This is a genomic window from Halodurantibacterium flavum (assembly GCF_042681825.1).
GTDB classification, from domain to species: Bacteria; Pseudomonadota; Alphaproteobacteria; order Rhodobacterales; family Rhodobacteraceae; genus Halodurantibacterium; species Halodurantibacterium flavum.
The window spans coordinates 25580-49765 of sequence record NZ_JBHUGH010000035.1 but is presented as its reverse complement, the minus strand read 5'-3'; the positions used below and the strand labels follow the sequence as shown (position 1 = coordinate 49765).

Sequence of the window (24186 nt, the reverse complement as noted above, 5' to 3'; positions counted from 1 at the left end):
GTCCATGCGCAAAGCGATGGCAATTTACACACTTTAAGTTTATCAACTATAGTATGTAATTGACGATTGGAGGACTGATGAGGCTCGTGCGCTCGGCACGGACCGAATAGAGAAGCCGTAGTTCTGGAATGCGCGCCGGTCGCGATGGGAGGTGATCATGCATGATCACCGCTCGACAGTCGCGGGCCGCACGCGCGTTGCTGGGTTGGACGCAGGAGACGCTTGCTGACAAGGCCCGAATATCGCTGACTGCCCTGAAGCGCCTCGAGTCCGAGAACCGGCTCGAGGTGTATGAGACAACGCGGGATCAGGTGCGCCGGGCGCTTGAAGCAGCAGGGATTGTTCTCCTGTCCACGGATCGCGGGCAAGGAGTATTGCTGGTTCATGACCAAGACGAGAAGAGATACCGAGAGATCCGTGACGCCTGACCGGCGCCGGCGACATCATCAATCCGCTGCGGCGGCCTGCGCCCTGCGGCGGCCCTCGACATGACATTCGCAGTCGTCCCCTTTGACGACATCGCGCCTGTCGCCGACGAGCTGACCGAATATGATCGCGCGCACGTCAAACTCTACATGCGGCTGCTTGATGCTGACGCCGATGGTGCGGAATGGACCGAAGCCGTCAACATTCTGTTCGGTATCGACCCCGCCCTGGAACCAGTGCGCGCCCGGCAGGTCCATGACAGCCATCTGGCCCGCGCGCGCTGGATGACACAGAGCGGCTATCGCCAGCTGCTCCGCCGTCCGACAGATCGGACCTGACCTCGGCGCCATCGCACCAGTGATGCCCTCAGAGCATCACCCCATGTCTTTGTCCCGGCTTCCATCTCGGTAGATGCGCCGCAATTCTCTCACGCTCCACCTGTGCAGTTTCAACCAGGAGCGGAGCAATGAAGCCGGATACATCCCGCTGGCGAGACCAGGAGCAGTATGAATTCTACGATGCGCTGCCCGTTGAGGGCGTCGCCTGGGAATGCCTGCGCCGTAACGCCTCCTATCAGGCCAGTTTCGATGATCTTGTAGCGCAAGGCGCCGGGCATCTTCCCTTTGCGGATGACGTCCAAAATCGCTGGGGGTTGCGATTTCCCGGCAGACCCCGGCTTTTCCGCGCTCGACCAACCGGTCATCTGGTCGCCTGTTGCCAATCCGGACATGCTGCTGCTCGGGGCAGCGCCCGGTTTTTTTCCGCCTTCTCCGTCCGCCTTATCGGTCGATCTTGCTGATGCCATCTGCGGACCAGAGGGGACATATGGTGTCTGTGACGCCAGAGACGGCGTTCAATATCTGATCCTCGCCGATACCGATGCCAATTCGCAGCCGGCGCTCATCCTGCCCCTTGACGAAAATCTGCCGGATCGGCTCGAAGCCACTCTCAGGCTCTGGCACATGCTGGCCGGGAAACCCGCGCGCCGCGACCCCAGGATGACGCCGTATCAGCGCCGGCGGTTCCGCCTGATGATGCAAGCCGCTGACGGAAACGCCAACCAAGCGACCTATCGTGAGATTGCCATCGCCATCTATGGAGAGGCGCGCGTTCGGGCCGAACCGTGGAAGACATCGGCTTTGCGCGCCTCTGTCATCGCCCTTGTCCGATCTGCCGCCGCGCTGATCGACGGCGGTTATCTGGACCTTTTGCGCCATCGTCGCAAACCCTGACGCTGACGTCTGATCGAGGGTGAGGATTTTACCCCTTCGATCTTCCTCATCCCCCATGCCGCCGCGCCTTCGCCACCGTGCGCATGTCATGCCGTTGATCGTCAGCGGCATCCTGCACAACCACGGAGGCCACCCCATGCGACCTGATCTCGCCGCCTTGCCGCCACGCTACCTGCGCACCAAGGAAGCCGCCGATTTCCTCAGCCTGTCCGCGCGCACGCTGGAAAAGCACAGAACCTACGGAACGGGACCTGCCTATCACAAGCTCGGCGGCCGCGTTGTCTATTCGGTCGAGGATCTCGCGGCCTGGGTTGCGCGCGGATCGGTTACCTCCACGTCGGACCCACGCGGACAGGTTCTCCCGGCCAAACCTCTGCCGCCGACCGCATTCACCTCGCCCAAGCGCATTACGCGCTGAACACGGCGGTCAGCCCTTGATGGCAGCGCAGCACCCATCCGCCTCGGAACGCGGGCAACTCGATCTGTTTCGGGCGCTTCCCGGTGAACTCGCGCCACGAGACGCGCAGGATCTCATGGCCTATCCTTTCTTTTCCCTTTCCAAATCGCACCGTATCCGCCCGATTGACTTTGCACTGGGCAACGTCTCGATCCGTGTCGAAGCTGTTCCCGATCACGGCATGGCGACGATCTGGGATGCCGATATTCTGATCTGGGCGGCCAGTCAGATTGTTGAAGCGCGGGACGCCGGTCTGCGCACATCGCGCCTGATGGCGGCAACGCCCTATGAGATCCTGACATTCACAGGGCGCGGAACCTCCCTGCGGGACTATCAGCGCCTGAAAGCGGCGCTGGACCGCCTGCAATCGACCACGGTTGCGACGTCGATCCGCCAGCGCGCCAACGGACGACGCCATCGCTTTTCGTGGATCAACGAATGGCATGAGCGGACCGATGCCAACGGCCGCCCGGACGGCATCGAGATGATCGTGCCCGACTGGTTCTACAGTGCGGTTCTGGATGACGCCCTGATCCTCACCATCGACCGGGCCTATTTCAATCTGACCGGCGGGCTGGATCGCTGGCTCTATCGCCTGGTGCGCAAGCATGGTGGGCGGCAAAGAAACGGTTGGCGGTTCGACTTCCGTCACCTGCACCAGAAATCGGGCAGTCTCTCGCCGTTCAAGCGCTTCGCCTTCGAGCTGCGCGACATTATCCGCCGCCAACCGCTGCCCGGCTACACCCTGTTCGCCGAGGTCGAAACCGGCGGCCGGATGCTGCTCGCTTTCGAGCCTGTCCCGGCCTGTGGAAAACCTGTGGATAGCCTCGTGCTATCGGGAACCCGGACTATCGTGCCATCAGGAACCGGAGGCTCGTGCTATCGGGAACCCAAACACCTCCTATCCTTCGGTAATAAAAGCGAAAATTGCGCCCTTAACTTAAAGTCTAACACAGAATCTAACTTTGAAGAGCGGCGGCGCGATGTGGAAAAGCTCATCGCGAAGGCTGGTGCGGCCCTCAGATCGGGTGCCCATAAAGGCAAGCTGACGCCCCCAAAGCAGGGATCGCCCGCGTCAACAAGCACGCCTGAACTTCCTCTCGGCAAACCGGGAGGACGGCGATGATTGTTGCGCTCCTCAATCAGAAAGGCGGCGTGGGCAAGACGACGCTGGCGCTGCATCTCGCCGGAGCCTGGGCTGCGCAAGGCAAGCGGGTCATCCTGATCGATGCCGATCCGCAAGGCTCCGCACTCGATTGGTCGGAGCGGCGCAGCCATGAAGGGCTGCCAAGGCTGTTCACCGTCATCGGCCTTGCCCGCGATACCCTGCACAGGGAAGCGCCGGAGCTGGCGCGTGACGCCGATCATGTCGTTATTGATGGTCCGCCCCGTGTCGCTGGCCTGATGCGCTCTGCGCTGCTTGCAGTCGATCTGGTGCTGATCCCGGCGCAGCCATCTCCTTTCGACGGCTGGGCCTCCGCCGAGATGCTGGCGCTTCTGAACGAAGCCCGCATCTATCGCCCTGAACTGGCCTCCCGTTTTCTGCTGAACCGATGCGGTGCGCGCGCCGTCATCGCCCGCGAAACGGCAGAGACACTGGCCGAACATGATCCGCCCTTGCTGGCCACGACGGTCGGCCAGCGTGTCGCCTTCGCCGAAGCCGCACAGACCGGACGGCTGGTCTTGGAGACAGATGGCGGCGAACGGGCCGCACAGGAGGTCACAGCGCTGGCGGCCGAGATCAATGGCCTCGGTGTCGGGAGGATCGTGCCATGACACGTCCGCCCGTCAAATCCGGCTTCGCATCGCGTCCGGGCAATCCCGATAGCTGGGTCAGAGCCGCCGATGCGCCGGCAACCGGCAAGACGGCTACGGAGGCGTTCACCGCCCGCCTGACCATCGACATCGCGCCCGAACTGCGCGGGCGCATCAAGGTTGCCGCTTTCCGGCGTGGCGTCACCGTCGCCGTGATGCTGCGCGAGCTGCTGGTCCGCGAGTTTCCACCCATCGAAGGAGATCAGCCATGACCGGCAAAACCGTGCGCGCTGCGCATGAACATCCGCAGGCGGACGGGCCTGCACCGTTCACCACATTGGTCGAACTGACCTTCCAGAAGAAGAAGGTCGAGCGCTGGATACGCTTTGGCCGCAAGAGCTTTGAGCAGATTATCGACCGCCGCCGCAGTCTGATCGGTTTTGCGCCCGAAAGCATCTTCGCCTTCGTCCGTTGGGCCTCCAACGATTACGGCACCATCGTTTCGCGGCTCGACATCCTGCGCGCTGTCGGGCGTGGCGAACCGTACCAGACCGTGCCCTTCGTTCGTCCTGGCGGCGAGATCCTGCTGCGTATCGACGGCTGGCGACAAGTCCAGCGGGTGCTGGCCCTGATTGATGCCGTGGACGCGCTTGGCGTCGATCCGGCGGATGTTGCGCCGGATCATTGGCGGCACGTCCACAACCGTTTGAGTGCCGGCCAGGAACCCAATCCCTACACCCCGGAGCGCCATGCCGCATGGGTCAGCCGCCGGAGGATTGCACCATGAGCCGCCGTCATATCCTCGCCGTGACAATGATAGCCGTTGGCACGCTTGTCGTCACGGCTGTCGCCGATCTGCCAACCCGGCTGATCTGGAATGCGACCGCCAGCGCGCCCATCGGCCTCTACACGGTTGCTCCCGCCGATGCGCTCGAAATTCCCGAACTCGTCGCCATCATGCCGCCTGAACCGCTGGAGCGGTTCATGGTTGAGCGCGGCTATATCGGGCGCGGCGTGCCGCTGCTGAAGCGTGTCCTCGGCCTGCCGGGACAGCGCGTCTGCCGCCACGGTGCGACCATTGCCGTCGATAATGTCGAGATGGGGGACGCGCTGGAGCGCGACCGCATGGGCCGCGATCTGCCGGTCTGGCAGGGCTGCCGCATCATCGGCGACGGTGAACTCTTCCTCATGAATTGGGACATCCGGGACAGCCTCGACGGCCGTTACTTCGGACCTGTTCCCGCCAGTTCCGTCATCGGCCGGGCGCTTCCGCTCTGGACCGATGAGGAAGGCGATGGCCGCTACGAATGGCGGGCGGTCACGCATTGAACTCACGCCAAATCCACCAACACAGTAGAGTAGAGATGAAGCGCTACGCCCCCTTTCGGAGACAAGTTTCTCCATCCCTCTCCCCGAACCGGACGTGCAAGTTTCCAAGCATCCGGCTCTCCATGCATGGGCGAGAGATCGCCCACGGGTGGGCCTCAGGTGTAGCTGAGGCGGTTGAACGCCTGCCAGAAGTCACGGGTATCATCACGACGCTTGTGCTTCATTTCGGCATTCCATCCGTTCGGTTTCGCAAGTTCCCGGTGCGGGTAGTGCATGGTTCCGCCTTCGCGGAGATACCGCAGGCGCGAGCGCCCGTCGATCCATCGCTTTCGTTCCCCACGGACGTTGAGGGTGAAGCGGAACCGCAGCGTTCGCCACGATGCCTTTCTGTGCTTCTTCCTCAGCCAGCGTCCGACACGCTGCCATATCCACCAGTCGAGCTTGTGGAAGTCCCGGCATGCCCATGTGGCGTACCGGTAGTAATTCCGCCACCCAAGGAGGACAGGGTTGAGCCTGTCGATGAGGTCGGCGAGGGCGTATCCGGTCGGGATCGCCTTCACCAGAACCTTGACCTTGTAGCGCAGGTCATTCAGCTTCCCCTTCGGGATGAAGAGATTGCCGACCCAGCGTCCCGTATGGAACGCCTTGGTCTGTGCCACCCGGTAGCCAAGGAAGTCGAAGCCCTCCCGGACGCCGGTGATGCGGGTCTTTTCCATCGACAGTTCCATGCGAAGCTCCGTTTTCAGGAACTCCGCCAGCGCGAGCTTTTCCGCTTCTGCCTGCTCCCGCGTGCCCGATACGCACACGACGAAGTCGTCCGCATATCGCACCATGTAGAAGACGGGCCGTCCTTTGTTGCGGTCATAGTGCCGCCGGTCGGCCGCATTCTGCGGGCGTTCACGCGGGCGCATGGACCAACGTCCGTATCGCTCGTCGATGGCCGTCAGGTAGATGTTCGACAGCATCGGCGATATGATCCCGCCTTGCGGCGAGCCCGTGACCGGGTGACGGACATTGCCCTCGATCATCACGCCGGCCTTCAGGAAGGCGAGGATCAGCCGCAGTACCTTTCGGTCGCTGACGCGGCGTCGCACCCGCTCCATCAGGACGTGATGGTCGATGGCGTCGAAACAGCCCTTGATGTCGCCTTCGATCACGTAGCTGTAGATGGATGGTCCGCTACGTGTCGGATGAAGGCACTGCTGGATTTTCACCAGCGCATCGTGGGTGTTCCGTCCTTTTCGGAACCCGTAGGAGGTCGGATAGAAATCCGCCTCGAAGATGGGTTCCAGGACCAGCTTCAAAGCCATTTGCACCAGTCGGTCGGTGAGCGTGGGAATGCCGAGCGGGCGGAACTTTCCCGGCTTGCCGGGCTTTGGGATCAACCGTTGCCTGACAGGTTCGGGCCGGTAGGTTCCGCTGCGAAGCGCCTCGCGTATCTCATCGAGGTAGCCTGCTGCGCCGCCGGGACGCTCTTCGACCGTGCGCCGCGTCATCCCGTCCGTGCCCGGCGTCTGGCTGCCGCGATTGCGGGCGAGCCTCTTCCAAGCTTCCGTCAGGGTTCTGCGGTCGCATACGAGATTGAACAGATCAGCGAACACCCGGTCAGGCGTTTCGCTGCTCCACCGATACAACTTGCGCTGCATGTCGAGGACGAACGAGGTATTCACCGCGCCGGGCATGCGCCCACCTCCTGCCTGCAAGCCGTATCCACTGCCGCCCTTCGCCATGTGGACGGTTTTCCCGCCCTCGGACTACTACGGCGGCTCCGCCCCCTGTCACCGCGATCGCCGGTCGCTTCGGTCATCCGACGCCCGAGAGCGCCGGAAGCGATGACAAGGTTCTTGGGTTCCGCAACTGATCTCTCGCCTGTGTTAGGCGCCGACTTTACCCCGTGTGGAATCCGGCCACGGCGCAACGCAAGCACGCGCCGAGGCTGGCATGCGGCACGCCGCATGCCTCCAGTCCGCAGGTCTCCAGAGCGGACCAACACTCCACCGGCCTGTGGCATGCGCCACCGGCCGCTCCGCCCACTTCCGAGTTGGCGGAGGTCATTTTCTGACGAGGCGTCCACCATCGGTTCGGTTTCCCTCGCCATGGCAGGCTCGCACGCCGGACCGCTCACGGGATCGGAAGTTCCCGCCCGTCCGGCTTCAATGGGTTCTGCTGATTTATGGCTCCCCGGAAGCACCCGGTTCGCCTCACCCATCTGCTCATCGCCGCATGTTGCGTCACACGGCGTGCGGGGTCTTCCACCCCGCGAGATCAGTAACGACGCAAAAGTCAAAGCACTCCTTTCTTCAACCTAATACCCAACGCACGGAGACATACCATGCCACAGATCGGTCAATTCGCGCGTGACGCATCCGGCTTCGCCGGTCAGCTCGTCACGCTCACCATGAAGCGCGATCTCGTCATCGTGCCCGCCGAACATTCCGATGCGGAGAATGCGCCGGACTATCGCGTCCATTTCATTGAACATGACGGGCCGGAGGTCGGTGCTGCATGGAAACGCACCGGCGAAAAGGCTGGCGAATATCTCTCGGTACTGCTTGACGATCCCGCCTTGCCGCAGCCGATCCGCGCCAACCTGTTCCGCGATGACGATGCAGGCTCGTCATGGTCGCTACACTGGAGCCGTCCAAAGCCCCGCGAAGATCGGGACTGAGATCATGCGATCCTGCGCCCTCCTTCTCTTCACGGCCCTGCTGACGGCTGGCAGCGGCTCGATGCCGGCCATCGCGCAGATCACGCCGCAACCCGCGCCTGTCACCGTGCATCCCCATGCTGCTTTCATTGCCGAGGCGTCACAGCGCTTCGGCATTCCAGAGCACTGGATTCTGGCCGTGCTGCGCGTGGAAAGCGCGGGCGATATGCGCGCCATCTCATCGGCGGGCGCAATGGGGCTGATGCAGGTCATGCCCGATACCTGGGCGGGCCTGCGCAGCCGCCATGATCTCGGGCGCGATCCTTACGATCCGCGCGATAACATCCTCGCAGGTACGGCGTATCTGCGCGAGATGTGGGACCGCTATGGCAATGTCGCGGCCATGCTCGCCGCCTACAATGCCGGTCCCGGTCGCTATGACGCGCATCTGGCGACGGGCCGCGCTTTGCCCGCAGAGACGCGCGCGTATGTCGCCACGCTCGCGCCGGTTCTCGGGCGTGCGACTGCGCCTGATGTGCCGACGATCGTGCCGCCGCCACCGCCGGATTGGCGCGAAGCTCCGCTCTTCGTTGCGCAATCCAGCGGCAATTCGGCGGCGGCCAATCAGCCGTCGAACGGCGCCCGCGCAACCCTTCCTCTGCGCGTTTCCGTCGATCAGGAGCCGCAGGACGGCGGCATATTCGTGGCCCGTGTGAGCAATGGAGATGCGCCATGAACATGGCGTCTCCACCCGCTTTCGGTCCGCTTCCGGTGTGCAGTCAGGCAAGGGGTCGCCTGGCTGCATTCCCGGCAGGACGGGCAAAAAGGGAAAGAAAGGCGGAGGGCAAGATAAAGGAAACCGGCACCCTGTCAGGCCGGTTTCTGGGCAAGCCCTTGTCTGCACACTGTTTTGGGGCGCGGCGCACGGCACCTTGCTTTTGGGCCTCGCGTGCCGCGATATGGTGCAAAGCCTTAGCTTTGCAGGGTTTTGACCGGCACTCCCGCCGAATATTGACCGACTTGCCGCCTTCACGGCGTGGGGCGCGTTCATGAGCGCCGACGATGAGAACCGCTTTCGCCCCAAGCCAGGTCGGATCAAATCCGACGTGTCGAAGGCGGGTAAGGCGAAGAGCTTTCTGACGCAGGCGAAGAAGCTGGCGCATCAGCATAGCAACAGCCCCGGCAGATCATCGTCATCCGCATCACGGACTTCATCGCGCTCCGCATCCGGTTCTGCCGGAAGGAGTGGGAAGGCGTCGCAGGCTGGCAAAGGTCCGGGCATAAAACGTGGCCGTGGCGCGGCCTTTGTCCGCGCCCGAACCCTGTCGGGCGGTTGGCGTCACAGTGCGGCCGGAGTGCGCCGCGTCGTCGTCAAAACCCGGTACGTCCAGAGCGCGGGGAAGAACGGCAAAGGGGCTGCCCATCTGCGCTACATCCAACGAGACGGGACATCCCGTGATGGCGAGCGCGGTCAGCTTTATTCTGCGACCGAGGACCGGGCCGATGGTGATGCGTTTCTCGACCGCGGCAAGGATGATCGCCACCAGTTCCGCTTCATCGTTTCGCCTGAGGATGCCGCCGATCTTTCCGATCTCACCGAACACACCCGCGATTTGATGAGCCGCATCGAGGCGGATCTCGGAACGAAGCTCGACTGGGTGGCGGTCAATCACCACAATACCGGCCATCCCCATGTCCATGTCATCGTTCGAGGCAAGGACGATCTGGGTGAGAACCTGGTCATCAATGGCGACTATCTCGCCAATGGTATTCGTGAGCGGGCGAGCGAGCTGACCACGCTGGAACTCGGTCCCGTGACCGAGATCGAGCAGAGCCGCAAGCTCTCTGCCGAAATCGATCAGGACCGCTTCACGCGTATCGACCGCGCCATGGCCGAGGAGGCCGACGAACGGTTCCTCGATCTGCGCCATGAACCCGACGACTCGCGCCGCCAGTTCAACCGCACGCTTCGCCTGCGCCGTCTCGCCAAACTGGAGAAGATGGGGCTGGCGACCGAACATGCACCCGGCGTCTGGGAGCTTGGCGCGAAGATGGAACCGGCGTTGCGTGAACTCGGCGAGCGCGGTGACATCATCCGCAACATGCATAGGGCGCTGAAGGCTGATGGGCAGGAACGTGATCCGATGACCTTCCAGCTTCACGATGCAGCACCCGCGGCACCCATCACCGGTCGCGTCGTGGACAAATATCTCACCGACGAGATGGGCGAGAACCTGACCATCGTGGTGGACGGCATCGACGGGCGAACACACCATCTTCCCGGCATTGATTCGGCCCGCGTCGAAGACGCCCGGATTGGCAGCATCGTGGAAGTCGGCCCCGCCGACACGGCACAACGTCCCTCTGATCGGACCATCGCTGCGATCTCCGAGAATGGTATCTACCGACCGAGCCGCCACCTCGAACAGGCAAAGTTCGAAGGGCGTGTGCCGGGCGGTGATTATGAGGGCTATGTCGATGCCCATGTCCGGCGACTGGAGGCGCTGCGCCGCGCCGGGATCGCTGAACGGATCGACGCTGACCAGTGGCGCATCCCCGAGGACTTCGATAGCCGCGCCGCCGCCTATGATGCCGGCCGCAACCGGCAGGCCAGCATCCGTGTCGTCTCGACCTTCGATCTGAAAAAGCAGATCGGCGCCGATGGTGCGACCTGGCTGGACCGGAGACTAGTTACGCCGGACGCTTCGGATATTACCCCGGCAGGGTTTGGGCAGCAGGTGCGCGATGCCATGGATCAGCGCCGTGAACATCATGTCACCCACGGCGATGCGACGCGGCAGCAGAATGGCCGCATCCTCTATCGGCGAGACCTGCTCGCCAACCTGCGCGAGCGGGAAGTGACGCGAGTTGGTGCGGAAATGGTCGAGAGCAAGGGGCTGCCGTTCCGGGCGGCTGCCGATGGCGAGACTATCAGTGGCAAGTTTACCGGAACAATGCAGCTCTCGAGCGGCAAGTTCGCCGTGGTCGAAAAGAGCCATGAGTTCACTCTTGTTCCATGGAGGCCGGTCATCGACCGCCAGCTCGGCCGTGAGGTGATGGGTGTCGTGCAGGGCGGATCGGTATCCTGGCAGTTGGGACGGGGCCGAGGGCTGGGGATATGAGTCTTCGCTGCTCCTGTGCCGCGCGAATTGTTCTCGCGAGGTCGGAATGTGGACGGCTCTTGAGCGAACCTGTCCGATGTGCCGCCGCTGCTATCCGGCAGCGCTGCGGCTTGGCCTTTCCTGTTGCCACTCGCCAAAATGCCTATTCTCTGATCGGCTCCGACTCTTTTGCCGATTGGAGCTTGTATGCGTGGAGGCCGAATACTCTGGGGCCAGATCATTGTCGTGTTCACCATCGTCCTGGTGATGGTCTGGACTTCGACGCAGTGGGTCGCCTTTCGGCTCGGGTTCCAGCCCCTGCTCGGGAATCCATGGTTCGATATCGCGGGATGGCCAGTCTATTATCCTCCGGCCTTTTTCTGGTGGTGGTTTTCCTTCGACGCTTATGCGCCGGGCATTTTCACCGAGGGCGCAATCATCGCCACGTCCGGGGCGGCGCTCGCCATCGCAGCCGCCTTCTTCATGTCGATTATCCGGGCGCGCGAGGCGCGCAACGTCGCCACCTATGGTTCGGCCCGATGGGCCGAGGACAAGGAAATCCGTGCCGCCGGTCTGCTTGATCCCGATGGCGTGGTCCTGGGCAGGCACAGCAAGGACTATCTACGACACGACGGACCTGAGCATGTCCTTTGTTTCGCGCCCACCCGATCGGGCAAGGGTGTCGGCCTCGTTGTGCCGACGCTGCTGACCTGGCCGGGAAGCTGCATCGTCCATGACATCAAAGGCGAGAACTGGAATCTGACGGCCGGCTTCCGGTCCCATCACGGCCGCGTTCTGCTGTTCGATCCGACCAATGTCCATTCCGCAGCTTACAATCCGCTGCTGGAAGTCCGGCAGGGAGAGTGGGAAGTACGCGATGTCCAGAACATCGCGGATATTCTGGTCGATCCCGAAGGCAGCCTCGACAAGCGTAACCATTGGGAAAAGACCAGCCATTCGCTGCTGGTCGGCGCCATCCTGCATGTGCTCTATGCCGAGAAGGACAAGACTCTGGCGGGGGTCGCGAGCTTTCTGTCCGATCCGCGCCGTCCGGTTGAGGCAACCTTGCGCGCCATGATGGACACGCCGCATCTGGGTGAAGCCGGTGTGCATCCCGTCATCGCTTCGTCGGCACGCGAGCTGCTGAACAAATCCGAGAACGAACGCTCCGGCGTGCTGTCCACGGCGATGTCCTTTCTCGGCCTCTACCGAGATCCGGTCGTGGCCCGCGTGACGGCCCGTTGCGACTGGCGCATTGCTGATCTGGTCGGAGCAAAAGAACCCGTCAGCCTCTACCTCGTCGTACCGCCATCGGACATCAATCGCACAAAACCGCTGATCCGCCTCATCCTCAATCAGGTCGGGCGGCGGCTGACCGAGGAGCTGGAAACCTCCGGCAAGCGCCATCGCCTGCTGTTGATGCTGGACGAGTTCCCCGCGCTCGGGCGGTTGGACTTCTTTGAATCGGCGCTCGCCTTCATGGCCGGTTATGGCCTCAAAGCGTTCCTGATCGCGCAGTCGCTCAACCAGATCGAGCGCGCCTATGGGCAGAACAACGCCATTCTCGACAACTGCCATGTGCGTGTCGCCTTTGCTGCCAATGATGAACGTACCGCCAAACGGATCAGTGATGCGCTCGGCACGGCCACGGAAATGCGCGATTCCACCAACTATGCGGGCCATCGCCTCGCGCCATGGCTGGGGCATCTCATGGTGTCGCGGCAGGAAACAGCGCGGCCGCTCCTGACACCGGGCGAGATCATGCAACTCCCGCCCACCGACGAGATCGTCATGGTAGCGGGCGTGCCGCCGATTCGGGCCGCCAAGGCGCGCTACTATGCCGATGCCCGGTTTCAGGAACGGGTGTTGCCGCCGCCCGATCTGCGCAAGCCGTCGGTGAAGATGGTAACATCGGCGCCAGACGACTGGACGAGCCGTGTTGTTGCGGCCGCGGCCGGCCACGGACCCACGTCGAACACATCCGACGACGATCCTGCCAATGCCGGTATCCGTCGTGAGCCGGAGCTTCCCGAACATGAGGAAATCATCCCGCCACCACCGCCGCCATCGCAGGAGTTCGACTTTCTCGATGATGTGCCCGACGTCGATGCCGGCAAAGCCCGTGCCATGCGTCAGCGGATGCGCATGGTCGCGCGGCAGGCGTCACTCGACCCAAATGACGGCATCGAGCTTTGAGAAGGAAGACAGGCATGACGAGTCGCACCCGCATGAATGTCTACTTCTCCCCGGATCTGCTGAAGCAGGTCGAGGGTCTGGCGCTGCGTCGCAATGTTTCAAAATCCGCAGTGATCGAGGCGGCGGTCGCATCCTTCCTGTCCGGTGACACGACCGAACGGCTGGAAGCCGCAATGTCGCGACGCCTGGACAAGCTTGGCCGCCAGTTCGACATGCTGGACGAAGATATCGCCATCCTCGGCGAGACGCTTTCGCTGTTCGTGCAATTCTGGCTCACTATGACGCCGCCGCTGTCAGACAGCGCGAAACAGTCGGCACGTATCAAGGGCAACGAGCGCTTCGAAGGCTTCATGCAGACACTCGGCAAGCGCCTGGCTTCCGGAGACAGGTTCCTGAAAGAGTTGTCGCGGGATATGGATTCGCTTCACGATCTTTCGTCGCAAGGCCAGTCTGAAGCCGATGGAAATCGGCCCTGAAAATTCGATCTATCCGATTTACCGCCCTGCGCCGCCGATGCCCGCACGCGCATAAACATCTGTTGAAACGGCCCTAAATCAGGTTCTTTTAATCGACCCCAATCCGGGGTCCGTCTTTTGCGCGTCCCGCCATGAACGGGGCCGCTATGACCACATCACATCAGAAACCCGAGACGATTGCGCGTGGTGCGCGGATGCTGCGCACCGCACTCGGGGCATCGATTGCCCGGCTTCTGGAAGATCCGGCTGTGGTCGAGGTGATGCTGAATCCCGATGGCCGCATCTGGGTGGATCGGCTCTCCGAAGGTCTGGCCGATACGGGAGAGAGGCTGTCTGCGGCTGATGGCGAGCGGATCGTCCGGTTGGTCGCCCATCATGTTGGCGTCGAAGTTCATACCCGAAGTCCGCGTGTATCGGCCGAACTGCCTGAGACCGGAGAGCGCTTCGAAGGGTTGCTGCCGCCTGTTGTCACGGCGCCGACCTTTGCCATCCGCAAGCCCGCCGTCGCGGTGTTTACGCTCGACGACTATGTAAGCGCCGGAATTATGACCAGCGCTCAGGCCGAGGTGTTGCGCCTGAACGTCGCCACGCGCGCCAATATCCTTGTCGCGGGCGGCACCTCGACCGGAAAAACCACGCTGACCAACGCGCTGCTGGCAGAAGTCGCCAAGACTTCGGATCGCGTCGTGATCATTGAAGACACGCGCGAACTGCAATGCGCCGCGCCTAATCTCGTCGCCATGCGCACCAAGGATGGCGTGGCGACGCTCTCCGATCTGGTGCGCTCCTCGCTGCGCCTGCGTCCTGATCGCATCCCGGTCGGGGAGGTGCGCGGCTCCGAAGCCCTCGATCTCCTTAAAGCATGGGGCACAGGCCATCCGGGCGGGATCGGCACCATCCATGCCGGTTCCGGTATTGGCGCGCTGCGACGCCTCGAACAGCTCATCCAGGAAGCCGTCATCACCGTCCCGCGCGCCCTGATCGCCGAAACCATCGACCTTGTCGCCGTTCTTGCCGGACGTGGATCGTCCCGCCGCCTGGTCGAACTCGCCCGCGTCGATGGGCTGGGTCCGGACGGTGACTACGCCATCACGCATCCCATTACTTTGGCCACCACCCCGAAAGGAAACCCTTCATGATCCGCACGATTTCGCGCGGCTGCCGCATCATGGCAACCGCCGCTGCCACTGTTTCCATCAGCCTGATGCTGGCGCCCGCCGCACACGCATCCGGCTCTTCCATGCCCTGGGAGGCACCGCTTCAGAGCATCCTGCAGTCGATCGAGGGGCCGGTCGCCAAGATCATCGCGGTGATCGTCATCATCGCCACCGGCCTGGCGCTGGCCTTCGGTGACACATCTGGCGGTTTCCGCCGCCTGATCCAGATCGTCTTCGGCCTGTCCATCGCCTTCGCCGCGTCGAGCTTCTTCCTGTCGTTCTTCTCGTTCGGCGGCGGGGCGCTCATCTGATGGCGGGCGGCCTCGAACAGCTCGATGCGGTGCCGGGCTTCTCCATCCCGGTTCACCGGGCGCTGACCGAGCATATCCTGCTCGGCGGCGCACCGCGTTCGATTGCCATCGTCAACGGCACGCTGGCCGGCGCCGTCGGCCTCGGCCTCCGTCTCTGGCTGGTTGGCATCGCCATCTGGGCAGTCGGTCATTTCCTCGCGGTATGGGCTGCCAAACGCGATCCGCTCTTCGTCGAGGTCGGGCGTAGGCATCTGCGCATCCCCGGTCATCTGTCGGTGTGAGGGCGCGGCCATGATGAACCTCACCGAATATCGCCGTACCGCCACCCGCCTCGCGGATTTCTTGCCCTGGGCCGCGCTGGTTGGCTCGGGCGTCGTACTGAACAAGGACGGCAGTTTCCAGAGGACTGCGAAGTTTCGCGGGCCGGATCTGGATTCCGCTGTTGCCGCCGAACTGGTCGCGGTCGCCGGGCGTATCAACAACGCTGTGCGCCGCCTCGGCTCCGGCTGGTCGATCTTTGTTGAGGCACAACGAAGCGAAGCCGCGACCTATCCCGGCAGCCAATTTCCTGATCCGGCCTCCGCTCTGGTCGATGCCGAGCGCAAAGCTGCCTTCGAGGAAGCCGGCACGCATTTCGTGTCAGGCTACTTCCTGACCTTCCTCTGGCTGCCACCCGCCGAAGATGCGGCTCGCGCCGAGACCTGGCTCTACGAGGGCCGTGAGCAATCCGGCGTCAATCCATGGGAGCTGATGCGCGGCTTCATCGACCGCACCGACCGCGTGCTGGCGCTGCTCGACGGCTTCATGCCCGAATGCCACTGGATCGATGACGCGGGCACGCTGACCTATCTCCATTCCACGATTTCCACGAACCGCCATCGCGTCCGCGTGCCCGAGGTGCCGATGCACATCGACGCGCTGCTGGCCGATCAGCCGCTGACCGGCGGGCTGGAGCCACGCCTGGGCTTGTCGCATCTGCGCATCCTGACCATCACAGGCTTTCCGACTGCGACGACGCCCGGCCTGCTCGACGAGATGAACCGGCTGGCTTTTCCCTATCGCTGGTCCACCCGCGCGATCCTGATGGACAAGACCGACGCAACGAAGTTGCTGACCAGGATCAGGCGGCAATGGTTCGCCAAGCGCAAGAGCATCGCCGCGATCCTGAAAGAGGTGATGACCAACGAGCAATCTGCGCTCGTGGACACCGATGCGTCGAACAAGGCGCTCGATGCCGACATGGCCTTGCAGGAACTTGGGGCCGACATGGCAGGCATGGCCTATGTCACGGCGACCGTCACCGTCTGGGATGCCGATCCGCGCATCGCCGACGAGAAGCTGCGACTGGTCGAAAAGATCATTCAGGGCCGCGATTTCACTGCCATGCCGGAAACCGTCAATGCCGTCGATGCCTGGCTCGGCTCGATCCCCGGACATGCCTATGCCAATGTCCGGCAGCCGCCGGTCTCGACGCTCAACCTTGCCCACATGATCCCGCTTTCGGCCGTGTGGGCGGGGCCGGAACGGAACGAACATCTCGGAGCGCCCCCCTTGCTGTACGGCAAGACCGAAGGTTCGACGCCGTTCCGGCTTTCCCTTCATGTCGGTGACGTGGGCCATACCCTCGTCGTCGGCCCCACCGGCGCAGGCAAGTCCGTGCTGCTGGCGCTGATGGCGCTGCAATTCCGCCGCTATGACAGCAGCCAGATATTCGCCTTCGATTTCGGCGGCTCGATCCGGGCATCCGCGCTCGCCATGGGCGGCGATTGGCATGACCTCGGCGGCGGGTTGACCGAGGGATCGGAGGTTTCCGTTTCCCTGCAACCGCTCGCGCGGATTGATGACGCTTATGAGCGGTCATGGGCCGCTGACTGGACTGCCGCCATCCTGATGCGTGAAGGCATGACCATCACGCCGGAGGTGAAGGAGCATATCTGGACGGCTCTGACATCGCTGGCATCCGCACCCGTCGGCGAGCGCACCATCACCGGTCTTGCGGTCCTGTTGCAATCCAATGACCTGAAGCAGGCGCTGCGACCCTATTGCATCGGCGGTGCCTATGGCCGGTTGCTCGATGCCGAGGTTGAACATCTCGGCCACGCCGATGTGCAAGCCTTCGAGATCGAGGGACTTGTCGGAACTGGCGCTGCGCCGGCTGTGCTGGCCTATCTGTTTCATCGGATCGGCGACCGGCTCGACGGTCGGCCGACGCTGCTCATCATCGACGAGGGCTGGCTGGCGCTGGATGACGAGGGGTTCGCCAACCAGCTGCGCGAATGGCTGAAGACGCTCCGCAAAAAAAACGCCAGCGTCATCTTCGCCACGCAGTCACTCTCGGACATCGACGGCAGCAATATCGCGCCTGCCATCATCGAAAGCTGCCCGACACGACTGCTCCTGCCGAACGAACGCGCGATCGAGCCGCAGATCACTGCGATCTATCGGCGCTTCGGTCTCAATGATCGGCAGATCGAGATCCTCGCACGGGCTACGCCCAAGCGGGATTATTACTGCCAGTCGCGCCGCGGCAATCGCCTGTTCGAGTTGGGCCTGTCCGAAGTCAGCCTCGCGCTCTGCGCCGCATCATCCAAAACCGATCAGACCCGGATCGCCGATCTCGTCGCCGAGCATGGGCAGGACGGCTTCCTCGCCGCCTGGCTGCGCGATCGCGGCGTCGAATGGGCGGCCGAGCTGATCCCCGATCTCACCAATCTTGCCGAACAGCCCTAGCCCGCCCAGCCGGTCAGGCCAGATCCAATCCACCCCGACGACATCCACAAAGAGGAGACCTTGCCATGATCCGTATCCCTATTGCCCGTTTTGCCAGTGCGTCCATGCTGGCGTTAACCCTCGCCATGCCGGTTGCATTGTCACCAATGCTGACAAGCCCGGCTCACGCTTTTGGCTTTGGTCGCATCGTCTATGACCCGACCAACTATGCGCAGAACCTGCTCACGGCCGCGCGCACGCTGGAGCAGATCAACAACCAGATCACCTCGCTTCAGAACGAAGCGCAGATGCTCATCAATCAGGCGCGTAACCTGACCAGCCTGCCATATTCCTCGCTCCAGACCTTGCAGCAGAACGTCCAGCGCACCCAGCAGCTTCTGGCCCAGGCTCAGAACATCGCCTTCGACGTGCAGAACGTCGATCAGATGTTCCAACAGAAATACGGCAATGTCTCGCTCTCTGCCACCGACACCCAGCTTGTCGCCGATGCCCGTTCGCGCTGGCAGAACACAGTTGGCGGTTTGCAGGATGCCATGCGTGTACAGGCCGGTGTTGTCGGCAATATCGATACCAACCGCGCCGAGATGTCCGCCTTGGTCGGCCAGAGCCAGAACGCGACGGGCGCCTTGCAGGCCACGCAGGCGGGCAATCAGCTTCTCGCCCTCCAGTCGCAACAGCTTTCCGACCTGATCGCGCTGATGTCGGCCAATGGCCGCTCGGAAGCGCTGATCGAGGCCGAGCGTGCCATCGCCGCCGAACAGGGCCGTGTCCAGCGCGAGCGCTTCCTGACGCCCGGATCGGGCTACCAGCCCGGCAATGCCCGGATGTTCGGCAACGGCAACAACTGACCGGACAGGAGGGGCGCGACATGGACGGCAAGATGCTGGCACGACTGGGCGCGATCATTTTCGTGGCCATCGCCATCACCGCGACGGTGATCGAAATGACACGCGAGGACGAACCAGCACAGCCCCGTGCGGCGCCGGCGCTTCAGGCGCCTGCCGATCCGCTGCGCCAGAGCCTGCGCCACTGCCAGCAGTTAGGCGAGGCCGCCGTGAACGATCCCGGCTGCCTCGCCACCTGGGCCGAGAACCGCGACCGGTTCCTCGGCCGGACGCCGGTGCCCGCCGCTCCGCATCAGAACGGGGGACAGTGAACCATGGGCGGCACCGGCGTCATCGACAACTTTCTGGGTGTTTTCACCAGCTATATCGACAGCGGCTTCGGCCTGCTCGGTGGCGAGGTCGCCTTCATTGCCACCACGCTGATCGTCATCGACGTAACGCTGGCGGCATTGTTCTGGTCCTGGGGTGCGGATGACGACATCATCGCACGCCTCGTCAAGAAGACGCTCTTCGTCGGTGTCTTCGCATACCTGATCGGCAACTGGAACAATCTCGCCCAGATCATCTTCGACAGCTTCGCAGGTCTTGGCCTGAAAGGTTCGGGCACAGGCTTTTCTGCCGCCGATCTGCTTCGGCCCGGCAAGGTGGCGCAGACCGGCCTCGATGCCGGTCGCCCGCTGCTCGAATCCATCTCGGACATGATGGGTTATTGGTCGTTCTTCGAGAACTTCATCCAGATCGCCTGTCTGATGTTCGCCTGGGCGCTGGTGCTGCTGGCCTTCTTCATTCTCGCCGTGCAGCTCTTCGTCACGCTGATCGAGTTCAAGCTGACTACGCTGGCGGGCTTTGTCCTCATTCCCTTTGGCCTATTCGGCAAGACCGCCTTCATGGCCGAGCGCGTGCTCGGCAACGTCGTCTCTTCCGGCATCAAGGTTCTCGTGCTGGCCGTTATCATCGGCATCGGCTCGTCGCTGTTTTCCCAGTTCACCGCAGGTTTTGGTGGCGCAACGCCGACCATCGACGACGCCATGGCGATCGTGCTGGCCGCGCTGTCGCTTCTCGGCCTCGGCATTTTCGGACCCGGCATCGCCTCCGGTCTTGTTTCCGGCGGTCCGCAGCTTGGTGCAGGTGCCGCCGTTGGAACTGGCCTTGCCGCAGGCGGCATGATGCTCGCCGGCGGCGCTGCCGCAGGCATGGCCGCAAAGGGAGGAGCTGCGGCGCTGTCGGGTGGAGTTGCTGCCGTCCGTGGCGGTGCTGCTGCCGCAGGTGCTGCGAGCGCCGCCTATAGTGTCGGATCGCTCGGTCAGTCAGGCGCTGCCGGTGTTGCCTCCGGCCTCGGCGGTGTTGCCCGCGCGGCAGGCTCAGCCGCCGCATCGCCCCTGAAACGGACGGCCTCGAAAGCAGCGGAAAGCGTCAAATCCAGCTTCTCCGATGGCGCGCGCGCCGGGCTCGGCGTCACCGGTGGATCGTCCTCGCAGGGAACAATCGGCGGTGCGAGCGTGGCCGGCGCTACCGCACCCGCCTCGGCACCGGCGGGCGGCCCGCCTGCATGGGCGCAGCAGATGCACCGCCGCCAGGCTCTCAATCACGGCACGACCATGGCCGCCCATGCCGTCCGCTCCGGTGACAGCCACGGCGGCGGCTCTTCCGTCAACATCTCCGAAAGTGACCGCTCATGAACATCTTCAGACGTCCAGCGACCCATTACGGCAAATCGCCCGAACCCGAGACGCCTTACCAGAAAGCCGCACAAGTCTGGGACGAGCGCATCGGCTCGGCTCGCGTGCAGGCCAAGAACTGGCGCTATATGGCCTTCGGCTCGCTGATCCTCTCGGCGGGCTTCGCTGCCGCGCTCGTTCTGCAATCGGCGCGAGGGACCGTCGTGCCCTGGGTGGTGCAGGTCGATAATCTCGGCCAAGCCCAGACCGTCGCCGCAGCCACCGCCGATTACCGTCCGACCGATCCGCAGATCGCCTTCCATCTTGGCCGTTTCATCGAGCAGACGCGCTCGATCCCGGCGGATGCCATCATCGTGCGCCAGAACTGGCTGCGCGCCTATGAGTTCACCACGGATAGGGGAGCGGCCGCGCTCAACGACTATGCCCGCGCCAATGATCCGTTCACCCGTGTCGGCCGCCAGCAGATCGCAGTCGAGGTTTCCAGCGTCATACGCGCCTCGAACGACAGCTTCCGCGTCGCCTGGACCGAGCGTCACTATGAGAACGGGCAGCTTTCCACGACCGAGCGCTGGACCGCGATCCTGACCATCGTGATCCAGACGCCGCGCGATGCCGAGCGTCTGCGCGCCAATCCGCTCGGCATCTACGTCAATGCAATTTCATGGTCGCGGGAGATGAGCCAATGACCATCGCGTCTTCCCGCAATTCCGCCTTGCCGGTTTTCCGTAAACCCGCCTTTGCAGCTTTGTTGCTTTCGGTCACCATGCTGGCAGGCTGCGCCACCAACAAGACGCCGCAGTTCAGCTATGATGCCGATGTGCCAGCGTTGCCCGTCGTGCCGACCGCTGTCACCGATGACCGGCCTCGGCCGCTTCACACGCCGCCGGCCTGGGCGGTCGCACGCGGCGGAACCGCTGCCGGAACACCGGCAGGCCGGGTTGAGAACGCCAATGCCGCCGCCCGCGTCGAGCCGCGCCGCGAGGGTTACTATAACGCCATCCAGATCTATCCCTGGTCGGAAGGCGCGCTCTATCAGGTCTATGCCGCACCGGGCCAGATCACCAATATTGCGCTGGAGCCGGGCGAAAGCCTGACCGGCGCGGGACCGATCGCGGCAGGAGACACCGCCCGCTGGATCATTGGCGATACCGAGAGCGGGAGCGGTACGTCGCGCCGGGTCCATATTCTCGTCAAACCATCCCGATCCGACATCTCAACCAATCTCGTGGTGACGACTGATCGGCGCACCTATATGATCGAGCTGCGCGCCCGCGAGGCGCTCTATATGCCGTCCGTATCCTGGTCTTATCCGGCGCTGCCTGCCGGTCAGCGCCAGACCGTTCCCGCAGCACCCATCATCCCGATCGAGGCGGCACGCAACTATCGTTACGGCCTGACCGGAGATACGCCGCCATGGCGGCCGATTTCCGTCTTCGATGATGGCCGCCGTGTCTATGTCGTTTTCCCGCGCGGCATCGTGCAGGGAGAGATGCCACCGATTTTCGTCATCGGTTCCGAGGGCGAGACCCAGATCGTCAATTCCCGCGTTCACCAGAACATCTTGATCGTTGATCGGCTGTTCGGAGCGGCTGAGTTGCGTCTTGGTAGCGGCAAGCAGCAGCAGATGGTCAGGATCGTTCGCATCGAGCAAAGGCAAGCTGCCCAGCCCGCCAAAACCAGGGAGCAACCGTCATGAGCGAAGAGGCTACCACCAATCCAACGCCGATGCGTCTGCGTGCCGAGTCGCCGCGCGTCACGCGCCTGTCGCGCAAAATGCTGGCCGGTGTTGGCGCCGTCGCGCTCCTCGGCATCGGCGGGGCGCTGATCTATGCGCTCCAGACGCGCGATATGAGCGGAAACGGTGAAGAACTCTATTCGACCGAGAACCGCGCCACGGCAGATGGACTGGCAGGTCTGCCGAAGGATTATACCGGGCCGGTCCTGGGGCCGGCATTGCCGGGCGATCTCGGTGGCCCGATCCTGGATGCCCAGAACAGGGGGCAACCCGTTACGCCGCCCACTATGGTAACACCAACCCGTGATCCTGCCGAGGAGCGACGTCTTGCCGAGGAAGAAGCCGCACGTCTTAGCACCGTGTTCTTCCAGTCGGGGCAGAGATCAGCGACGACGCCTGGCTCCAATATGCCGGGCCTTGCTGGCCTTGACCTTGGTGGCCAGCCCGCAACACAGGACCGCCACACGGCATTTCTGAATGGGCCGGTGGATCGCCAGACCGTTGCCATGGATCGGATCATGGCGCCAGCCTCGCCCTACATCCTTCAGGCAGGGGCCGTAATCCCGGCGGCGATGATTACCGGCATCCGCTCGGACCTTCCCGGCCAGATCACCGCGCAGGTCACGGAAAATGTCTATGACAGCCCGACCGGCAGTCTGCTGCTGATCCCGCAGGGAACGCGCATCATCGGTCAGTATGACGCCGGTGTGCAATTCGGTCAGCGCCGCGTGCTGCTGGTCTGGAACCGCCTGATCCTGCCCAACGGCCGCTCCATCGTGCTGGAGCGCCAGCCCGGTGCGGACGCTTCCGGCTATGCCGGGCTGGAAGATGGCGTTGATTACCACTGGTGGGATCTGATGAAAGCGGCGGGGCTGTCCACGCTGCTCGGCATCGGCACGGAACTGGCGACCGACGACGAGGATCGTCTGATCCGCGCCATCCGCGACGGAGCGCAGGATACCATCAATCAGGCCGGGCAACAGATCGTCCAGCGCCAGTTGCAGGTCGCGCCGACCCTGACGATCCGGCCGGGCTACCCGGTCAGGGTCATCGTTACCCGCGATCTCGTACTCGAACCTTATAGGAACTGACCATGACGAAGCTGAAACTCGGCCCCCTCATCGAAGACAAGCCCGTGAAGGTGACGGTGGAACTGCCGGGGCCGCTGCACCGCGATCTTGCCGCCTATGCAGAAGTGCTGGCTCGCGAAACCGGCCAGCCCGCTGCCGATCCTGTCAGGTTGATTGTGCCGATGCTGGAACGGTTCATTGCGACAGATCGGGGCTTTGCCAGCGCCCGAAGGTTTCGCTCATGAGGTGCCGAGCGAGTCATGGCACGTCGCGGCGATGATTTCCATCAACGTATCGACGGCCTTTCGTGTCGCATCCCATTTGGCGGTCTGATCCATTTTCCGGTTCTGAAGGGTGAGGCTCACCGCGCCGTGTACCGTTGACCAGAACATGAAGCTGTAACGGCCCAGATCCATGCCGGGCAAAAAGCCTTGGTCCTGAGAGCAGCGAAGTCCCGCCAGCAATAGATTTAGTATCTGTCTTCCAGCTTCGCCCGACCATGGATCATCGCTGACTCCGAGCCGTGGCGGCGGTGTGAACATCAGTCGGTACAGCGTGGGGTTTTCGAGGGCAAAGCGGACATAGGCATAGCTGCCATCACGCAAATAGCCGAATGGATTGCCGCGCATCTGCTGGAAGACCGCCAGCTTTTCCCTGTAGAGCTGGTTGAAACCTTCGTCCCGAACGGCGCGCAACAAGGCGCTTTTGTTGCGGAAATGGCCGTAAAGCGCTGGCGCTGTGCAACCGATGGCGTGCGCGACCGCAGTCAGCGGTACGTCGAGGTCGCCACGTTCTGACAGCAGCCGGATCGTTTCGTCGATCGCGCGACGAGCAATATCAAGTTCTTGCTCTTTCCGGGGACGGGCCATTCGGATGCCTGTTGCAACTTGTCGTGAAAACTAAACGACATTTACTTTTTTCGTTGACGGGCCGGAAGTCAAGAAGCAGCATTCGGTAACTGAACGTCGTTTAGTTTGAGGATGTGCGGAGAGCCGATGAACGCACACAGATCGATTTTCGCGTTGATGATGGCGGGGTGC

27 protein-coding genes and 1 pseudogene are annotated in these 24186 nt (G+C 63.1%); 26 read left to right on the top strand and 2 right to left on the bottom strand.

Annotated elements, in window-relative coordinates:
- Positions 1-161: 161 nt before the first annotated feature.
- The 10 genes and pseudogenes from ACFSGJ_RS18530 to ACFSGJ_RS18485 all read left to right on the top strand — a co-directional run bounded on the left by ACFSGJ_RS18530 (position 162) and on the right by ACFSGJ_RS18485 (position 5199).
- Positions 162-428, top strand: a complete 267-nt coding sequence (locus ACFSGJ_RS18530; RefSeq protein WP_317154079.1) for a helix-turn-helix domain-containing protein — start codon at positions 162-164, stop codon at positions 426-428.
- A 60-nt stretch (positions 429-488) separates the two neighbouring features.
- Positions 489-764 (top strand): DNA -binding domain-containing protein, encoded by a 276-nt coding sequence (locus ACFSGJ_RS18525; RefSeq protein ID WP_112830896.1) that lies wholly within the window; start codon positions 489-491, stop codon positions 762-764.
- Positions 765-892: 128 nt separating this feature from the next.
- A pseudogene (locus ACFSGJ_RS18520) lies at positions 893-1030 on the top strand (transcriptional regulator domain-containing protein); the annotation flags it as partial.
- Between the two features lie 25 nt (positions 1031-1055).
- Positions 1056-1658, top strand: a complete 603-nt coding sequence (locus ACFSGJ_RS18515; protein ID WP_390265326.1) for a DUF2285 domain-containing protein — start codon at positions 1056-1058, stop codon at positions 1656-1658.
- A 136-nt stretch (positions 1659-1794) separates the two neighbouring features.
- The gene (locus ACFSGJ_RS18510) at positions 1795-2076 is read left to right on the top strand and encodes a helix-turn-helix transcriptional regulator (RefSeq protein ID WP_010336149.1); all 282 of its coding nucleotides are present in this window, start codon (positions 1795-1797) and stop codon (positions 2074-2076) included.
- 19 nt (positions 2077-2095) lie between these two features.
- Complete coding sequence (locus ACFSGJ_RS18505) at positions 2096-3241, top strand: replication initiator protein A (protein ID WP_390265322.1); 1146 nt, start codon at positions 2096-2098, stop codon at positions 3239-3241.
- Complete coding sequence (gene parA / locus ACFSGJ_RS18500; RefSeq protein ID WP_390265317.1) at positions 3238-3891, top strand: ParA family partition ATPase; 654 nt, start codon at positions 3238-3240, stop codon at positions 3889-3891. Before ACFSGJ_RS18505 ends, parA begins: the two co-directional genes overlap by 4 nt.
- Positions 3888-4142, top strand: a complete 255-nt coding sequence (locus tag ACFSGJ_RS18495) for a hypothetical protein (RefSeq protein WP_066478912.1) — start codon at positions 3888-3890, stop codon at positions 4140-4142. Before parA ends, ACFSGJ_RS18495 begins: the two co-directional genes overlap by 4 nt.
- Positions 4139-4657: a DUF2840 domain-containing protein gene (locus ACFSGJ_RS18490; RefSeq protein ID WP_110780677.1), complete on the top strand. Its 519-nt coding sequence runs from the start codon at positions 4139-4141 to the stop codon at positions 4655-4657. The genes ACFSGJ_RS18495 and ACFSGJ_RS18490 overlap by 4 nt, the downstream gene beginning before the upstream one ends.
- Positions 4654-5199, top strand: a complete 546-nt coding sequence (locus ACFSGJ_RS18485; protein WP_010336154.1) for a S26 family signal peptidase — start codon at positions 4654-4656, stop codon at positions 5197-5199. Before ACFSGJ_RS18490 ends, ACFSGJ_RS18485 begins: the two co-directional genes overlap by 4 nt.
- Before the next feature lie 155 nt (positions 5200-5354).
- On the opposite strand, the gene ltrA is transcribed toward ACFSGJ_RS18485, so the two are convergent.
- The gene (ltrA, locus tag ACFSGJ_RS18480; RefSeq protein WP_390265313.1) at positions 5355-6881 is read right to left on the bottom strand and encodes a group II intron reverse transcriptase/maturase; all 1527 of its coding nucleotides are present in this window, start codon (positions 6879-6881) and stop codon (positions 5355-5357) included.
- A gap of 650 nt (positions 6882-7531) precedes the next feature.
- Between ltrA and ACFSGJ_RS18475 the strand changes: the two genes are divergently transcribed.
- The 16 genes from ACFSGJ_RS18475 (at position 7532) to ACFSGJ_RS18400 (ending at position 23391) form a co-directional block, all read left to right on the top strand.
- Positions 7532-7867 (top strand): DUF736 domain-containing protein, encoded by a 336-nt coding sequence (locus ACFSGJ_RS18475; protein WP_066478904.1) that lies wholly within the window; start codon positions 7532-7534, stop codon positions 7865-7867.
- A gap of 4 nt (positions 7868-7871) precedes the next feature.
- On the top strand, positions 7872-8582 hold the full coding sequence (locus tag ACFSGJ_RS18470; RefSeq protein ID WP_390265310.1) for a lytic transglycosylase domain-containing protein: 711 nt from the start codon (positions 7872-7874) through the stop codon (positions 8580-8582).
- A 313-nt stretch (positions 8583-8895) separates the two neighbouring features.
- The gene (locus ACFSGJ_RS18465; protein ID WP_390265307.1) at positions 8896-10968 is read left to right on the top strand and encodes a relaxase/mobilization nuclease domain-containing protein; all 2073 of its coding nucleotides are present in this window, start codon (positions 8896-8898) and stop codon (positions 10966-10968) included.
- Between the two features lie 186 nt (positions 10969-11154).
- Complete coding sequence (locus tag ACFSGJ_RS18460; protein ID WP_390265305.1) at positions 11155-13143, top strand: conjugal transfer protein TraG; 1989 nt, start codon at positions 11155-11157, stop codon at positions 13141-13143.
- A gap of 14 nt (positions 13144-13157) precedes the next feature.
- Positions 13158-13619 (top strand): ribbon-helix-helix domain-containing protein, encoded by a 462-nt coding sequence (locus tag ACFSGJ_RS18455; RefSeq protein WP_390265303.1) that lies wholly within the window; start codon positions 13158-13160, stop codon positions 13617-13619.
- Between the two features lie 194 nt (positions 13620-13813).
- Positions 13814-14758, top strand: a complete 945-nt coding sequence (trbB, locus tag ACFSGJ_RS18450; protein ID WP_465262145.1) for a P-type conjugative transfer ATPase TrbB — start codon at positions 13814-13816, stop codon at positions 14756-14758.
- Positions 14755-15087 carry a TrbC/VirB2 family type IV secretion system protein gene (locus tag ACFSGJ_RS18445; RefSeq protein ID WP_009450539.1) on the top strand — a complete coding sequence of 111 codons (333 nt, stop codon included), beginning with the start codon at positions 14755-14757 and terminating at the stop codon, positions 15085-15087. Before trbB ends, ACFSGJ_RS18445 begins: the two co-directional genes overlap by 4 nt.
- On the top strand, positions 15087-15368 hold the full coding sequence (locus ACFSGJ_RS18440) for a VirB3 family type IV secretion system protein (protein WP_015740165.1): 282 nt from the start codon (positions 15087-15089) through the stop codon (positions 15366-15368). The genes ACFSGJ_RS18445 and ACFSGJ_RS18440 overlap by 1 nt, the downstream gene beginning before the upstream one ends.
- 10 nt (positions 15369-15378) lie before the next feature.
- Complete coding sequence (gene trbE, locus ACFSGJ_RS18435; RefSeq protein WP_390265296.1) at positions 15379-17817, top strand: conjugal transfer protein TrbE; 2439 nt, start codon at positions 15379-15381, stop codon at positions 17815-17817.
- A gap of 65 nt (positions 17818-17882) precedes the next feature.
- On the top strand, positions 17883-18665 hold the full coding sequence (gene trbJ / locus ACFSGJ_RS18430) for a P-type conjugative transfer protein TrbJ (RefSeq protein ID WP_390265293.1): 783 nt from the start codon (positions 17883-17885) through the stop codon (positions 18663-18665).
- Between the two features lie 20 nt (positions 18666-18685).
- Complete coding sequence (gene trbK-alt / locus ACFSGJ_RS18425; protein WP_035746321.1) at positions 18686-18973, top strand: putative entry exclusion protein TrbK-alt; 288 nt, start codon at positions 18686-18688, stop codon at positions 18971-18973.
- 3 nt (positions 18974-18976) lie between these two features.
- Entirely contained in the window at positions 18977-20341 is a 1365-nt protein-coding gene (gene trbL, locus ACFSGJ_RS18420; protein WP_390265290.1) for a P-type conjugative transfer protein TrbL, read from the top strand.
- Positions 20338-21027: a conjugal transfer protein TrbF gene (trbF, locus tag ACFSGJ_RS18415; RefSeq protein ID WP_020818572.1), complete on the top strand. Its 690-nt coding sequence runs from the start codon at positions 20338-20340 to the stop codon at positions 21025-21027. Before trbL ends, trbF begins: the two co-directional genes overlap by 4 nt.
- On the top strand, positions 21024-22037 hold the full coding sequence (gene trbG / locus ACFSGJ_RS18410) for a P-type conjugative transfer protein TrbG (protein WP_113944563.1): 1014 nt from the start codon (positions 21024-21026) through the stop codon (positions 22035-22037). Before trbF ends, trbG begins: the two co-directional genes overlap by 4 nt.
- Entirely contained in the window at positions 22034-23167 is a 1134-nt protein-coding gene (locus ACFSGJ_RS18405) for a TraB/TrbI/VirB10 family type IV secretion system protein (RefSeq protein WP_390265286.1), read from the top strand. Before trbG ends, ACFSGJ_RS18405 begins: the two co-directional genes overlap by 4 nt.
- A gap of 2 nt (positions 23168-23169) precedes the next feature.
- Entirely contained in the window at positions 23170-23391 is a 222-nt protein-coding gene (locus ACFSGJ_RS18400; protein ID WP_113944565.1) for a DUF2274 domain-containing protein, read from the top strand.
- Here the strand turns inward: ACFSGJ_RS18400 and ACFSGJ_RS18395 are convergent.
- Positions 23386-24015: a TetR/AcrR family transcriptional regulator gene (locus tag ACFSGJ_RS18395; protein ID WP_390265283.1), complete on the bottom strand. Its 630-nt coding sequence runs from the start codon at positions 24013-24015 to the stop codon at positions 23386-23388. The two genes, ACFSGJ_RS18400 and ACFSGJ_RS18395, sit on opposite strands and share 6 nt — an antisense overlap.
- Positions 24016-24186: the final 171 nt, after the last annotated feature.

Bases quoted from the DNA above. Each gene is read 5' to 3' on its own strand.
- ACFSGJ_RS18530 (WP_317154079.1), top strand. From the start codon at position 162: ATGATCACCGCTCGACAGTCGCGGGCCGCACGCGCGTTGCTGGGTTGG.
- ACFSGJ_RS18525 (WP_112830896.1), top strand. From the start codon at position 489: ATGACATTCGCAGTCGTCCCCTTTGACGACATCGCGCCTGTCGCCGAC.
- ACFSGJ_RS18515 (WP_390265326.1), top strand. From the start codon at position 1,056: ATGACGTCCAAAATCGCTGGGGGTTGCGATTTCCCGGCAGACCCCGGC.
- ACFSGJ_RS18510 (WP_010336149.1), top strand. From the start codon at position 1,795: ATGCGACCTGATCTCGCCGCCTTGCCGCCACGCTACCTGCGCACCAAG.
- ACFSGJ_RS18505 (WP_390265322.1), top strand. From the start codon at position 2,096: ATGGCAGCGCAGCACCCATCCGCCTCGGAACGCGGGCAACTCGATCTG.
- parA (WP_390265317.1), top strand. From the start codon at position 3,238: ATGATTGTTGCGCTCCTCAATCAGAAAGGCGGCGTGGGCAAGACGACG.
- ACFSGJ_RS18495 (WP_066478912.1), top strand. From the start codon at position 3,888: ATGACACGTCCGCCCGTCAAATCCGGCTTCGCATCGCGTCCGGGCAAT.
- ACFSGJ_RS18490 (WP_110780677.1), top strand. From the start codon at position 4,139: ATGACCGGCAAAACCGTGCGCGCTGCGCATGAACATCCGCAGGCGGAC.
- ACFSGJ_RS18485 (WP_010336154.1), top strand. From the start codon at position 4,654: ATGAGCCGCCGTCATATCCTCGCCGTGACAATGATAGCCGTTGGCACG.
- ltrA (WP_390265313.1), bottom strand. From the start codon at position 6,881: ATGCCCGGCGCGGTGAATACCTCGTTCGTCCTCGACATGCAGCGCAAG.
- ACFSGJ_RS18475 (WP_066478904.1), top strand. From the start codon at position 7,532: ATGCCACAGATCGGTCAATTCGCGCGTGACGCATCCGGCTTCGCCGGT.
- ACFSGJ_RS18470 (WP_390265310.1), top strand. From the start codon at position 7,872: ATGCGATCCTGCGCCCTCCTTCTCTTCACGGCCCTGCTGACGGCTGGC.
- ACFSGJ_RS18465 (WP_390265307.1), top strand. From the start codon at position 8,896: ATGAGCGCCGACGATGAGAACCGCTTTCGCCCCAAGCCAGGTCGGATC.
- ACFSGJ_RS18460 (WP_390265305.1), top strand. From the start codon at position 11,155: ATGCGTGGAGGCCGAATACTCTGGGGCCAGATCATTGTCGTGTTCACC.
- ACFSGJ_RS18455 (WP_390265303.1), top strand. From the start codon at position 13,158: ATGACGAGTCGCACCCGCATGAATGTCTACTTCTCCCCGGATCTGCTG.
- trbB (WP_465262145.1), top strand. From the start codon at position 13,814: ATGCTGCGCACCGCACTCGGGGCATCGATTGCCCGGCTTCTGGAAGAT.
- ACFSGJ_RS18445 (WP_009450539.1), top strand. From the start codon at position 14,755: ATGATCCGCACGATTTCGCGCGGCTGCCGCATCATGGCAACCGCCGCT.
- ACFSGJ_RS18440 (WP_015740165.1), top strand. From the start codon at position 15,087: ATGGCGGGCGGCCTCGAACAGCTCGATGCGGTGCCGGGCTTCTCCATC.
- trbE (WP_390265296.1), top strand. From the start codon at position 15,379: ATGATGAACCTCACCGAATATCGCCGTACCGCCACCCGCCTCGCGGAT.
- trbJ (WP_390265293.1), top strand. From the start codon at position 17,883: ATGATCCGTATCCCTATTGCCCGTTTTGCCAGTGCGTCCATGCTGGCG.
- trbK-alt (WP_035746321.1), top strand. From the start codon at position 18,686: ATGGACGGCAAGATGCTGGCACGACTGGGCGCGATCATTTTCGTGGCC.
- trbL (WP_390265290.1), top strand. From the start codon at position 18,977: ATGGGCGGCACCGGCGTCATCGACAACTTTCTGGGTGTTTTCACCAGC.
- trbF (WP_020818572.1), top strand. From the start codon at position 20,338: ATGAACATCTTCAGACGTCCAGCGACCCATTACGGCAAATCGCCCGAA.
- trbG (WP_113944563.1), top strand. From the start codon at position 21,024: ATGACCATCGCGTCTTCCCGCAATTCCGCCTTGCCGGTTTTCCGTAAA.
- ACFSGJ_RS18405 (WP_390265286.1), top strand. From the start codon at position 22,034: ATGAGCGAAGAGGCTACCACCAATCCAACGCCGATGCGTCTGCGTGCC.
- ACFSGJ_RS18400 (WP_113944565.1), top strand. From the start codon at position 23,170: ATGACGAAGCTGAAACTCGGCCCCCTCATCGAAGACAAGCCCGTGAAG.
- ACFSGJ_RS18395 (WP_390265283.1), bottom strand. From the start codon at position 24,015: ATGGCCCGTCCCCGGAAAGAGCAAGAACTTGATATTGCTCGTCGCGCG.